A 14005-nucleotide genomic window follows, 5' to 3' on the forward strand; every position below is an offset into this window, starting at 1 on the left:
AAATTAAAAATTACGCAAAACTAAGTATTTTGCACTATATAAAATCTTTTAAAACCACAAGTTATGAGACCAAAATTAAATTTTTTCAAATCTGTTCAATTTGTAGCAGGATTAATGTTGGTGGTTTTTGTATCTTCATGCGGTTCGTCTTATGAAAACGCAAGTGTTCAAAACGACGGTATTTACGCTAATGATGATGCTTTAGCCAATAAGGCAACTCAAGGAGAAAACACAAACAACAATGACTCTCAAAATAATAACGATTTTTATAAAAATTATTTTGAACAACAAGACAAATTGATTTCTCAAGCTAGAGAACAAAATGAGGTGTTTACTGATATTGAAAATTATTCGTCTAATAGTGAAGATAGTGTGCAACAAGACGATATTGTTGTAGATGAAAATGAAACTGAATATAATTCTTATGGTGGTTGGGGAACTCAGCCTACTTCTGTGACTATCAACTATATAGATAATGGCTTTTATAGCCCATATTGGGGTGGGTATTACAGACCTTGGTATGGTTCTTATTGGGGCTTTGGTATAGGTTATGGTGGTTTTTACGGCTCATATTGGGGTGGTTGGTCTTATCATAATGCTTTTGTATATGGATATCCTTACTGGGGCGGTTATTATGGTTATTACTGGGGCGGATATTCACCATATTATTATGGCTATAGAAATCCTTATTACGCTTATGCTTACCATAATAATTATAGAAACAATGCTTATGCTTATAACAGAGGACGCTCAAGCCTTGATTCAAGAAGAGGTGTAAGGAGTAATCAGAACATTAGAGGTCGGTCTTCTGATAGTAGAAGTAGAATAAACTCTGCTGCTCGTAGTAACCGAAGTTATGTTAATTCTGATGGAAGAAGAATAAGAAATTCTAGCAATGTCAATGCACGTGTTAGAAATGGAAGATCTAATGATAGAAGTATATATTCAACTCAAAGATCGCGTTCAGGTTACTCTAACCAAAGTATTTACAGTAATTCAACTCAAAGAAATTCTACAATAAACCGAAGCAATAGAAGTTACACTCCATCAACACAACCTAACACTCGTTCTACAAGAAGTAGTTCAAGTGTAAAAAGCACAAGTCGAAGTAGTAGTTCAAGATCTTCTGGAAGTAGTGGAAGAAGTAGTCGAGGTAGAAGAAAATAATAACCAATTTAGCTGTCTGATAATTTATTGAAAATTTCAATGATTTTCGGGCAGTTTTTTAATCATAAAAAAATGAAAGTCAAATTTTTATTTTTACTGTTTTGCTTGCCTATAAGTTTTATTTATGCTCAAGATTTAACTGATGTGGTTAGGTTTTCTAGAGAAGATCTTATGGGAACCGCAAGATTTACAGGAATGGCAGGAGCATTTAGTTCACTCGGTGGTGATTTGTCAGCACTCAAGCTTAATCCAGCCGGATCGTCAGTATTTTTAACCAACCACGCTTCAGGAACTCTTAATTTAAACATCAAAAACAACGATGTAAATTTTACCGATGGTTTTACAGATGAAACCGAAACCACTTTTGATTTGAATCAATTGGGAATCGTTTTTGTTTTTGCTGCAAACAACGAAGATGTTACTTTATCAAAATATGCTTACGGGTTTACGTATGAACAAGTAGCAGATTATGATAATTCTTATGTAGCAAGAGGTAACAATAATCAATCGATAGATCAGTTTTTTGTTGATAGTGCAAATGGAATTCCACTGGATTTGTTAACCCCATTAAACGGAGAGTCTATTGCAGATTTATATACCTTTTTAGGAGAAACTGAAGGTGTTACAGCTCAAAATGCCTTGCTGGGTTTTCAATCATTTGTTATAGATCCTGTAAATCCGGATGATTTTAATAATATGGATTATATTTCAAATGTTACGGCTAACCAATTTTTACAAGATTACTTTATTCAGGAAGATGGTTATAATGGTAAATTTTCTTTTAACGCTAGTTTAGAACTTAATAAACGATTTTACTTCGGTTTAAATCTCAATGCACATTATATGGAATATGACAGGTTTACTTCATTTTTTGAATCAAATTCTGATCCGACAAGTGAAATCAACAGTATTCGCTTTGATAATAGATTGAGAACACGTGCTAATGCTTTTTCTTTTCAGTTGGGAAGTATAGTTAAAATCACAGATCAATTCAGAGCTGCACTATCTTATAATTCACCTACGTGGTATGATGTATCTGACGAAACTTCACAATTTATCAGAACAGGTAGTGATGAGTATGGTCCAGCAAGTGTTAACCCTAGGGTGCTTAATGTTTTTCCAGATTACAATTATAGAACTGCAAGTAAATGGACAGCAGGTTTGTCTTATATATTTAAAGGACGAGGTTTGTTGAGTATTGATTATAGCTTGCAAGATTATTCTAATGCTAAATTTACAACTAATAGTCTTGAGTTTTTGAATACCGACATAGAACAAAATTTGACTTCGGCGGCTAATTTAAATATAGGTGGAGAATATGTTTTTAAACAATTTAAGTTTAGAGGCGGTTACTTTTTACAAGAAACTCCTTATGAAGATGATTTTATTCAAGGCGATTTAGAAGGTTTTAGTTTGGGACTTGGTTATACTATAAAAAATGTGAATATAGATTTAGCTTACAGTTTAGCAAGCTTAGATCGTAACGACCGCTTGTATCAAACAGGATTAAATCAAACAGCTCAAATAGACTCTAATATTTCTAATTTGTTTTTGACGGTTTCATTAGGTTTTTAGACAGTTTCATACCATTTATTAGCTTTGAGCGTTAAAATATGTATGAGGTATATTTTACTCTTAGCACTTGGGCTTTGTTTTAGTTTTGCTTCTTCTCAAAACCTATACTTGAAACTACTTACAGAAGATGCTCAGCAAGATAGCATAATCAAGACTTTGAATCCGAAGCAATCTTATAAGGATTTTGAAAGCTTAGAGGAAGCTTCAAAAAAAATAATTACTGACCTTCAACTCAAGGGCTATTTGAATTTGAGAGCAGAGAACTTAGAGATCATAAATGACTCGGTGTTTCAACTTAAATTTAATTTAAGAAAGCAATACAATATAGTTTATCTCAAAAATCACGCTTCTTTTCCAAATGTTTTTAGAAATTTAAAACCTTATGTTGAGGTTGAAAATCTGCCAAATACTTTGTATGCTATTTTAAATCAATTGTCTCAACAAGGCAAACCCTTTAGTCAAATAAGACTAAAAGAAGTAGAATTTAATAAAAGCGATACCGTAATAGCTCAATTAGACCTTTATGAATCTGATAAGAGGACTTTAGATAAAGTCATAATAAGAGGTTATGATAAATTTCCAAGAGTTTTTCTAAAAAATTATGCAAATTTAAAAATAGGTTCGGTTTTTAATAGAGAGCAATTGATCAATCAGTCAGAAAAAATAGATGCACTGCGATTTGTAAATCAAACCAAAACCCCACAAGTTCAATTTACCAAAGACTCTACCAACTTGTTTCTTTACCTTAAACGCTCTCAAGCCAATAGTTTTGATGGATTTTTAGGCTTTAATAATTCAGATGAAAATGATTTTCAGCTCAACGGTAATATTGATTTAAAGCTCATCAATAACTTTCACGGTGGTGAAGAAATCAATCTTAATTATAAAAACGACGGCAACGCACAAGAATGGTTTGATGTAGGTGTAAGATTGCCATATATATTTAAGTCTCGTTTTTCGCTCGAAGCAGGATTAGGTTTTTTTAAGCAAGATTCTACGTTTTCAAACAATACACAACAAATTAAATTAGATTATCAAGTTACTCAAAATATCAATGTTGGTCTTACAGCTGCCTTTGAAACTTCAACAAATTTGTTAGATGATGAAACACAAATAAACGATATTGAAGATTTTGACAAGACTCGTTTTGGAATTGAAGCAACTTATAATAAACCTAAGCGTTTTTCTGATCTGTTTTTAAGCAATCAATACGTTAATTTGAGTTTCGGTATAGGAAACCGTCAAACTCAAAATATAGATGCAGACCAACAATATTTAAGTTTAGAAGCACGACAGATATTTAAACTTGATAAAAGGCAATACATATATATAGGTATAAATTCTGGTTTATTAAACTCAGATGAATATTTCAGTAATGAATTATATCGTTTTGGTGGTATCAATTCTATTCGAGGTTTTGCCGAAAATCGCTTTTTTGCGAATTTATTTGGAACCATTCAGACCGAATATCGCTATATTTTAGGCTCAAACCTGTATATTCATAGTGTTTTAGACTATGGTTTTTACGAAAATGACATCAATCGGTTTAGTGAAAATTTATACAGCATTGGTATAGGTTTTGGCATAGAAACCCGAGCAGGTGTTTTAAGGCTAATCTTTGCCAACGGCGGGTCTGACACGCAAAACCTAGAATTTAAAAACACCCAAATTCACCTTAAATTTTTGACTATTTTTTAAGCTCGAGATGTCTTTAAGGTTAATTTTTAACACTCTTTTTTTAAATTAAAGTAAAAAAAATTTGTTTGATTAACTATTTATTATGATTTTTGGCATTGGCTAATTCAAATAAATTAAAAAATGAGAACAAAGTTTAGAGGAATTCTTACGCTACTTTTAGCGTTTGTTGTGCAACTGACATTTGCACAAGAAAAAACAATCACCGGGAAGGTGGTTGACGAAAATGATTTACCCGTTCCTGGAGTGAATGTGTTTGTCAAAAACACAACTTCTGGAACACAAACTGACTTTGATGGGAATTATAGTATTACTGCTAGTTCTGATCAAACCTTAGTGTTTTCTTATGTTGGGTACAAAACTAATGAAATCTTAGTTGGAGCTAAAAGCACAATAAATGTGACTTTGGTACCTGATGTAGAACAATTAGAAGCTGTTGTTGTGACAGCCTTAGGGGTTAAGCGTAAAAAAGATGAAATCACTTCTGCCTATCAAGTAGTAGAAAGTGAGGATATCGTTAAGGCTAATAATCCCGATGTTGTAAACAGTTTATCTGGTAAAGTTTCTGGTCTGAATATTAAACAGACGAGTAATGGGGTAACTGGTGAAACACGTATCACACTTCGTGGTAGTCGTTCTATTACAGGTAACAATGAAGCCTTAATAGTTATAGATGGTGCTATTTCAACAGCTAACTTTTTAAGAACTTTAAACCCAAACACTATTGAATCTTTAAACGTTATTAAAGGTCCTAATGGTGCTGCGCTTTATGGTTCTCAAGGTGCTAATGGTGTTATTATCGTAACAACAAAGTCTGGGACCAAAGAAGAAAAAATGAAAGTAAATTTCAAAAGCACTGCTGATTTTACTGTTGTTGACTATGTGCCTGAGCACCAAACAAGATATGGTCAAGGCTGGGATTTAGGTCAAGGCTTTGCTAATATTATTTATGAAAATGGTGGTTGGGGTCCAGAATTTGATGGTCAACCCGTAAGAGTTGGTTTGCCACAAGCTGATGGTTCTTTTATTACTGCACCATATAGTTCAAGAGGTGCAGATAATATTAAAGATTTTTTTGATACTGGTATAACTCTTCAGAATTCTTTTGATATTTCCTCTGGCGATAAAAACGGTTATGTTTTTATGTCTGCTCAAAATGAACAAACTGAGTTTATTATTAATGGAGATGAATTGAAAAGGTCGTCTTTTAATTTTAGAGCTGGAAAAACCCTCGGAAAATGGGAAGTTGGCGGTAATGTTACTTATACTTACACGGCTACTGAAGAGGCTAATTCAAGATTGTATGGTGAGCTTAATCAAGTTGCAACAAACATCCCAATCGAAGCTTTTAAAAATTCTGGTAATGAAGGTCACTGGAATGGTTATTTCTTGAACCCATATTGGATTGTAAATAACGATAGAAGTGAAAGAGATACTAACAGATTCAACATCTTAGCAGATTTGAAATATCACCTTAATGATAATATAACTTTTGTTTTAAGGTCTAACGGTATCTTTACTAACAGAAGCGGTCTTAACTATAATAATGGTTATACCGAGCCACAATCAGTTATTGATATAACAGGTAATAGAAGAGATGAGCCTTCGTCTTTTAATAGATTTAACACATCATATCAAAGATATTATACTGATTTCTTAGTTAATTATGATTATGATATTAATGAAGATTTAAGAATAGATGGTTCTGTTGGTCTTAATAATCAATATGTTAAAAATAGTCAAACTGGTGTAGGAGGAACAGGGCTTACTGTTCCTGGGATATACACTTCAGAAAATTTATCAGGTAATTTTGATCAAGCAGTAACTTTCGATTTCCAAGATCAGTCAAGAAGATATTCGGTTTTTGGAAGTGTAAATCTTGGTTTTAGAGACTATTTATATTTAAATGCAACAGCCAGAAATGACTGGAATTCTGTATTTAGCGATGGAAATCAATCTTACTTCTATCCAAGTGTAGGGCTTTCTTTTATACCAACCGAAGCTTTTGAAGATTTTGGTGGCGACGTATTAAATTACCTTAAATTATCAGGTAGTTTTGTTAGAGTTGGTAACGATGGTGGTGTTGACCCTTATGATGTCAATCAAGTTGTTAATAAAGGTTTTGGATTTCCTTTTAATGGTTTGAACTCTTTTGAAGCACCTGAAAATATAACTGATCCAAATCTTGAGCCAGAATTTACCGAACAATTTGAATTTGGTTTAAATGCTGGTTTCTTAAAGGACAGAATAACTTTAGATGTAGCCTACTATAACTTTACAACAGATAATTTGATTACTGGTATATCTACCTCTTCGGCTTCTGGTTTGAGTAGATCTACTATTAATATAGGTCAAACTAGTGGTTATGGTTTTGAAATAGATTTAGGTCTCGTGCCAGTAAAGAGCGAAGATTTTAGATGGAATCTAAATTTTGGTTTGTCAAGAAGTTACACGGAAGTTGACAAAGTCTCGGATCAAGCAAGAGAAGTTGCTTTAGGCGGGTTTACTGGTTTTGCACAAGTATTTGCAATAGAAGGGGAGCAGTTTCCTATGTTAAAAACCGTTAATTATCTAAGAGATGCTCAAGGAAGAGTAATCTTAGATAGTGATGGAAATCCACAGCAAACTAGCGGACCAGAAATAAGTGGTAATACTACTCCAGATTATGTGTTGAATATCAACACAAGATTTTCATACAAAAACTGGACACTTGCCGCTACAATGGACTACAGAACTGGACACGTGTTTTATTCAGGAACCAAAAGAGAGCTACTTTGGTCTGGACATGATGTTGCAACAGCAGAAGGAGGTAGAGGTGCTTTTATCTTTCCTAACTCAGTAATACCTGATGGTAATGGAGGATATGTGCCTAATACTAATTTACCAAGTGGAGGAACAACAGCTGGTAGTTATATCTCATTTTGGAGTAGCAATATGGCAGGAATTGCTGAAAATTCAGTTTTAGATGCAACTGCTTTTAAATTAAGAGAGCTTTCATTAAGATATGATTTTACTGAAAATATGTTAAAAGACACCTTTATTTCTAGTGCTAGTATTAGTTTGATAGGTAGAAATATTTTGACTATATTACCTGAAGAAAATAGAGGATATAATGATCCAGAATCAAACTTTACTGCAACAGGTAACTCACAAGGTATTTCGTCAACTGGACAATACCCACCAACACGTTCTTATGGTATAGGAATTAATGTTTCATTTTAAAAAAAAAAACTAACAACAATGAATAAATTAAAAATCTTTTCAATATTGTTTTTTGCATTCCTTTTAGTAGGATGTGAAGACTATTTGGATGTCAATACGAGTCCAAATAACCCTACGGCTGAAACTATAAAGCCCGATTTATTATTAGCTTCAGCTTTATCTAAACCTTATAGTGACTTAATAGGAAGAACAGATAGATCTATAGGACCTGTAAATGGGCTTATGCCAGATTTTAGTAATGTATTTATGAATAACTGGGCAGGCGATGTTAATAATTTTACGGCTGCTTTTATTGATGAATATCAGCTATCAAATATTACATCTAATTTTTATGATGGAATTTGGGATCAAACCTATCGAGGTTTGGCAACACATCAATTGATTATTGATGAACCTTCAGAAAATTTTGATAATCACAAAGCTATTGCTCGTATTATGAAGAGTTTCTATTTTCAGAGACTTGTTGATTTGTATGGTGATTTACCCTATACAGAGGCATTACAAGGTGGGGATAATTTAACACCAGTTTATGACAATCAAGTTGATGTATATAGAGCCTTAGTAGAGGATTTAGATTTCGCTATAAGCGAAATTAATTCTGCTGATAATGAAGATGCTCTTGTAGGTGGTGAGGATATTATTTTTCAAGGTGATATGAGTCAATGGATTAGGTTTGCTAACACTATTAAGTTAAAAATATTGATAAGACAATCTAATTTAGCTGAAACTGATGGTGCTACTCAAACCTATTTAAATGAGCAATTTGCTAACCTACAAAATGATTTTATCACACAAAACGTGACAATTAATCCTGGGTATAGCAATGATGTAAATAAACAGAACCCATTTTATACTATTTATGGTGCTGATTCTGAAGGTAATGTTACAGATCCTGGAAAATTAATTGTTCCATCAGATTATTGTGCTGAATTCTTAAAAGGTCAGCAAACCGAAAATGGCATACAGACGGGCGTATTTGATAAAAGAGTTAATCAACTTTTTACACAAATAGGAGGAGAAGTTATTGGTGTTCAACAAGGAGCCGACAACACTACGGCACCAAGCGAACTTTCTAAACTAGGTCCTGGCGTTCTTAAAGGCTCTGAACAAGACGGAATTATTATGACTGCATCTGAAAGTTTTTTCTTACAATCTGAAGCAGTATTTAGAGGTTATCTCGGTGGTGATGCTAAATCTTTGTTTCAAGACGGTATCCGATCATCTTTTCGTTTACTAGGCTTAACTAATGCAGAAGCTGATAATTATATAGCATCTAGTAATAATACTAACTTAATAGGTTGGGATGGAAGTGCAAATAAAATTGAAGCTATTATGACACAAAAATGGATTGCTACTAATAGCTTTACTGCCATAGAATCTTGGATAGATTATGTAAGAACTGGCTACCCAGATATACCTCTTGCCATAACAGCTACCAAGCCAGCTAAGCCTAATAGATTGCTTTATCCTGTTTCAGAATTTTCTACAAATACTGAGAACGTACCTAATCAAACACAACAGGATGCTTTTACAACAAAAATATTCTGGGACGTAAATTAAAATATAAAAACAATGAAAAATACAATTAAAATATTTGTTACATTATTTATATCAGCCACACTACTCAATTCTTGTGTTGTTGATGATAGTGTAGATGTAAAATACAATCAAAGTGATTATGTAATCGGCTTTAAAAGTGATTTAGCCGCAGAAAGTTTCTTTGAAGATATTGGTCCTGTCCAAAAATCTTATCCCATTGATGTATTAGGTGGGCAAGATAATAGACTATTAGAAGAACCTATCACGGTTAATTTTGAAATTGATCCCGCTTCTACAGCAACTCAAGGACAAGAATTTAATTTTTTAACTGAAGGGACTTCTTTAACTATACCTGCAGGAAGTGATTTTGTTGGTTTTCCGTTAGAAATATTAACAGGTGGACTAAATCCTGATGAACCAACAGTTTTAATCCTTAAGCTTACTTCTACCAATTCTGAGGGTAGTGTGATATCAAGTCTTAATAATACTTTACAGATTACCTTTGTTGGTTGTCAATCAACTGTTGATTTATATGATTATCAAGTAACTACCGTTAGACAAAGTGATAATGCCCTAGTTAAATTTGGTGTTGAATCATTGGAACAACTAGAGGTTAATTTCTTTAGAACAGAATCTACTGGTCCATATGGTCCAGATTCAGCTGGTGGTCCAATAGCAAGTCAAAATGGATTTACTTTTACTGATATTTGTGGCGATATTACTGTGTCTAAACAAGGCTTGGCTAATGGAACTTATTCAAATCAAGTCTATGGCTCAGGCTCTGTTGATCCAGAAACTGGTAATATTCAAATTACCGTTACAATTGAATTTCCTTCTGGTAATCAAACTTACATACACACTTACGAAAAATTATAATATATGAAAACGACATTAAATTTTTTAAAATATTTTAGTTTGGTAACTTTATTCATCTTTACATCATGTGTAAATGATGACACTAATGTAACACCATCTAATGAAAAACCAATACTTACTGCTACACAAACTGAGTTTACAGTTAAAAGAGGAGAAACAATTGGGATACCGATAAGTATCAGTAGACCAATTAATAATGTGATTCCTGTTGAACTTTTAGTCACAGGAGGAACTGCTCGAAAAGGTATAGATTATGTTGCAGGTGATGGCGATATATCAGCAGACTTTGGTAATCCTGATGAAAGTTTTATTGCGGATATTCCTCCTACTGTTGAAACATTTGAAATACCATTTACAGCTCTTGAAGCTCCAAGTGATGATACATATAATACTGTTGAAATTGATCTTAAGGCGGTTGGTATTAGAACAGCTTTATTTGAAGGAAACACTCAAAGAATTACCATTAACATAGAACCAAGTGATAATTTTCTATCTAGAGTAGAGTGGGATGCAATTTATGTAGATGTTGACGGTAATGAACATAGCTTTTGTGACTTTGATATGGATTTAGAGTTATATAATGCTACAACTTTTCAAATTGTGGCTACAAGTTATTCTAGTTGCCCTGAGGAAATTTTGATAGCTCCAGGTGATTTACCTGATGGAGATTATTTCATTGTCCCTAGCTTTTGGTCTCAAGGAGGTGCAGCAACACCTGCTGATGCTGAAAATATTCCTGTTACTATGACTGTATCAAAACCAGGCGTTTTTACTCACACTTTTGATTTGACTGAAGTCCCAGCATGGTCAAACTTTGCTTTTGGAGCTGGCGAGGGTAATATAGATGCTTATTTATTTGACGTAGCATTGTTAAATATACAAGGCTCTACTTTTACTGTCACTGACCCAGATACAAGTGAAGTTATAGTTCAGGGAAGACCACAATAAAAATAGTTTATTCTTTTATTTTAAATCCCGCCACATGGCGGGTTTTTTTATATTTACATTATGCAAGAACAACACACCATTTTCGGAATCCACCCAATTTTAGAAGCTTTAAAAAGCAATAAACCTATAGACAAAATTCAAATTTTGAAAGGTTCTGAAAACACGCAAGAACTTTTAAACCTCGCTAATCAACTTCATATTAAAGTGAGTTTTGTGCCTCACCAGAAATTTAGAAAATACCAATCTAAAAACCACCAAGGCGTTGTGGCTTTTATAGCTCCAATCGATTTTGTTGACTTTGAATCTACTGTAGAACATGCCTTAATGAAAAATTCTGATGCTATATTTCTATTACTTGATGGTGTTACGGATGTAAGAAATTTTGGAAGTATCCTAAGAACAGCTGAGTCTTCTGGAGTTAGTGCTGTTATTGTGCCTCAACAAGGTACAGCTAGAATTAACGAAGATATGGTAAAAACCTCTGCAGGAGCTATTTTTAATATCCCAATTTGCAAAGTTAATCATTTAAAAGATGCTATATATTTTCTTCAAGCACACGAGGTTAAGCTTATTGGAGCAAGTGAAAAATCAAATCAATCTTTGTTTGATGCTAATATCATAAAGCCAGTTGCTTTGGTTATGGGTAGCGAAGGTTTTGGAATACACCATAGCATTATAAAAATGCTTGATCATACTTATTATATTCCAATGAAAGGAAAAACACAATCGCTTAATGTTGCCGTGGCTGCTGGTTTATTCCTTTATGAACTTGTTAGATAATATTTAGCTATCCCATATCGATATTTTAGATGTATTATGACTTGAGTCTTTCAAATATAATCTGTTTAGGTTAACGTGAGTTTGATTTATTGAAAGCTGTAAATCAGATGATTACATCTTTTTGCCAGCAAATCTTGTCATTTCGAACGAAGAATGAGGAGAAATCTCCTCCTTCTGAGATGTCTCGTCGCTCATACTTCGCTCAGTCGAAATGACAAATGATTAAATTTCTGTATTTTATATGAATATATTTTATTGGAATTTATATCGAACTTACGTTAATCTACATTATCATGCAAAAACGAATTGTTTCGCCTCAGCGTTATTTCATCATCTTCGTTATGTAATGTTGTGCGTGAGAGTTTATTTTGATTGTCTTTTGGGTCATCAAGCTCTACGCCAGCACGTTTGTATGCGGGCTGTTTTTCAATTTCATCAATGTTTTGATTTTGACTAAATCTATAGTTAAATTGTTTCATTTTTGCTCGCCGTTCTGCTGCACGGGCTTTTAACTCTGTGATAGATGCATTCAAAGGATCAATATCCTTAGGTGCTTCATCATCGATAGGTTTTTCTTGAGGTTGAGTTTTAGTTTCAAATTTGAGATTTTCATCATCTTCTTCATTCACAGAATTTTGTGTTGCATCTTCTGATTCAGAGTCTTCTAATTGATAGGTTTTTACCTTTTCGGTTGATTCAGGTTTGATTTCTTCGGGCTCATTCACTTCAATCGACCTGATGTCTTTATCTAAATCAAAAACAACTTTTTGATCTTGAGTTTCTTTTTGAGATTGATACTTATGAGATGAATTTTGTTTTTCATAAGAATTTTGTGATTCTTGATGAAATAAGTCAAAACTCAAATGTTGATTTTCACTGTCTTCACTTTTGTTATCTTCATTTTCAGTTTTATCTGTAATTTCAAAATCTTCAATCTCTAAAAATTCAGCTTCAACTTCAATATTCTCAATCTTTTCAGTGGTTTCTATTATAGGATTGCTCTCTGCTTTTTGAGTTTGATTTTTATCTTGATCATCTTCAACATCTTCAAGTCGATGAACAATTTTGGTTTGTTTTTCATGCTTATCATCTTCTAAGCCCAAAGGTCTGTTTTGAAAATCATCATTTTTTTCAGTTAAGTCAATTTCAGCTTTTTGTTCGTCCTCAAGTGTGTGAATTATTTTTTTGGTCTCAGTGTTTGTAATATCATCTTGTTGTTCAGAATTAAACCCCGTGGCAATTACTGTAACTGAAATAGCATCATCTAAGTCTTCGTCTTCGCCGACACCCATAATGATGTTGGCAGAGTTGCCCGCTTCATTTTGGATATGATCATTGATTTCACCAATCTCATCAATTGTGATTTCGTCTTTACCAGATACGATGAGCAACAACACATTTTGAGCACCTGTGATTTTGTTGTCGTTGAGTAAAGGTGAATCTAAGGCTTTTTCTATAGCCAATCTCGAGCGATTGGTTCCAGAAGCACTTGCAGATCCCATTATGGCAGTGCCACTATTGCTTAAAACCGTTTTAGCATCTCTAAGGTCAATATTTTGTGTGTAGTGATGCGTAATAACTTCAGCTATACCACGAGAAGCGGTAGCTAAAACTTCATCGGCTTTTGAAAACCCAGCTTTAAAACCGAGGTTGCCGTAAACTTCTCTGAGTTTATTATTGTTGATGACGATAAGAGAATCTACATTGTCTCTTAATTTTTCTACACCAATTTGGGCTTGTTCGTTTCGGGTTTTGCCTTCAAATTGAAATGGAATGGTAACAATACCAACGGTAAGAATTTCCATTTCTCTGGCTTGTTTGGCAATCACTGGTGCAGCACCAGTGCCTGTTCCGCCACCCATACCAGCAGTGATGAAAACCATTTTTGTGTTTTTATTCAATAAATCTTTGATGTCTTCAAAGCTTTCAACAGCAGCTTGTTCACCAATTTCTGGGTTGGCACCAGCGCCAAGTCCTTCTGTAAGGTTAACACCGAGTTGAATTTTGGTTGGAATGGGTGAATTTTCTAAAGCTTGTGCATCGGTATTGCAAATGACAAAGTCAACTCCGTTGATACCTTGTTTAAACATATGGTTAATGGCGTTTGAGCCACCACCGCCAACACCAATTACTTTGATGACATTAGATTGATTTTTGGGTAAATCAAAAGAAATGTTGCCTAATTCTTCTGTGCTCATAATAT

At 33.6% G+C, this 14005-nt stretch carries 9 protein-coding genes; 8 read left to right on the top strand and 1 reads right to left on the bottom strand.

Going from position 1 to position 14005, the window contains the following annotated elements:
• Nucleotides 1-63: 63 nt before the first annotated feature.
• The 8 genes from ACSSV5_RS01535 (at nt 64) to rlmB (ending at nt 11802) form a co-directional block, all read left to right on the top strand.
• Nucleotides 64-1167, top strand: a complete 1104-nt coding sequence (locus tag ACSSV5_RS01535; protein ID WP_454244491.1) for a hypothetical protein — start codon at nt 64-66, stop codon at nt 1165-1167.
• A 72-nt stretch (nt 1168-1239) separates the two neighbouring features.
• Nucleotides 1240-2742, top strand: coding sequence for an OmpP1/FadL family transporter (locus tag ACSSV5_RS01540; RefSeq protein ID WP_454244492.1), 1503 nt, complete (start codon nt 1240-1242; stop codon nt 2740-2742).
• 42 nt (nt 2743-2784) lie between these two features.
• The gene (locus ACSSV5_RS01545; protein WP_454244493.1) at nt 2785-4440 is read left to right on the top strand and encodes a hypothetical protein; all 1656 of its coding nucleotides are present in this window, start codon (nt 2785-2787) and stop codon (nt 4438-4440) included.
• Between the two features lie 120 nt (nt 4441-4560).
• Nucleotides 4561-7659, top strand: coding sequence for a SusC/RagA family TonB-linked outer membrane protein (locus ACSSV5_RS01550; protein ID WP_454244494.1), 3099 nt, complete (start codon nt 4561-4563; stop codon nt 7657-7659).
• Nucleotides 7660-7677: 18 nt separating this feature from the next.
• Nucleotides 7678-9219 carry a SusD/RagB family nutrient-binding outer membrane lipoprotein gene (locus tag ACSSV5_RS01555; RefSeq protein WP_454244495.1) on the top strand — a complete coding sequence of 514 codons (1542 nt, stop codon included), beginning with the start codon at nt 7678-7680 and terminating at the stop codon, nt 9217-9219.
• Nucleotides 9220-9231: 12 nt separating this feature from the next.
• On the top strand, nt 9232-10074 hold the full coding sequence (locus ACSSV5_RS01560) for a hypothetical protein (protein WP_454244496.1): 843 nt from the start codon (nt 9232-9234) through the stop codon (nt 10072-10074).
• A 3-nt stretch (nt 10075-10077) separates the two neighbouring features.
• Entirely contained in the window at nt 10078-11022 is a 945-nt protein-coding gene (locus tag ACSSV5_RS01565; protein WP_454244497.1) for a hypothetical protein, read from the top strand.
• A gap of 60 nt (nt 11023-11082) precedes the next feature.
• Nucleotides 11083-11802 carry a 23S rRNA (guanosine(2251)-2'-O)-methyltransferase RlmB gene (gene rlmB, locus ACSSV5_RS01570; RefSeq protein ID WP_454244498.1) on the top strand — a complete coding sequence of 240 codons (720 nt, stop codon included), beginning with the start codon at nt 11083-11085 and terminating at the stop codon, nt 11800-11802.
• Between the two features lie 278 nt (nt 11803-12080).
• On the opposite strand, the gene ftsZ is transcribed toward rlmB, so the two are convergent.
• Entirely contained in the window at nt 12081-14000 is a 1920-nt protein-coding gene (ftsZ, locus tag ACSSV5_RS01575) for a cell division protein FtsZ (protein WP_454244499.1), read from the bottom strand.
• Nucleotides 14001-14005 lie beyond the last annotated feature (5 nt).

The organism is Psychroflexus sp. MBR-150 (assembly GCF_053628795.1).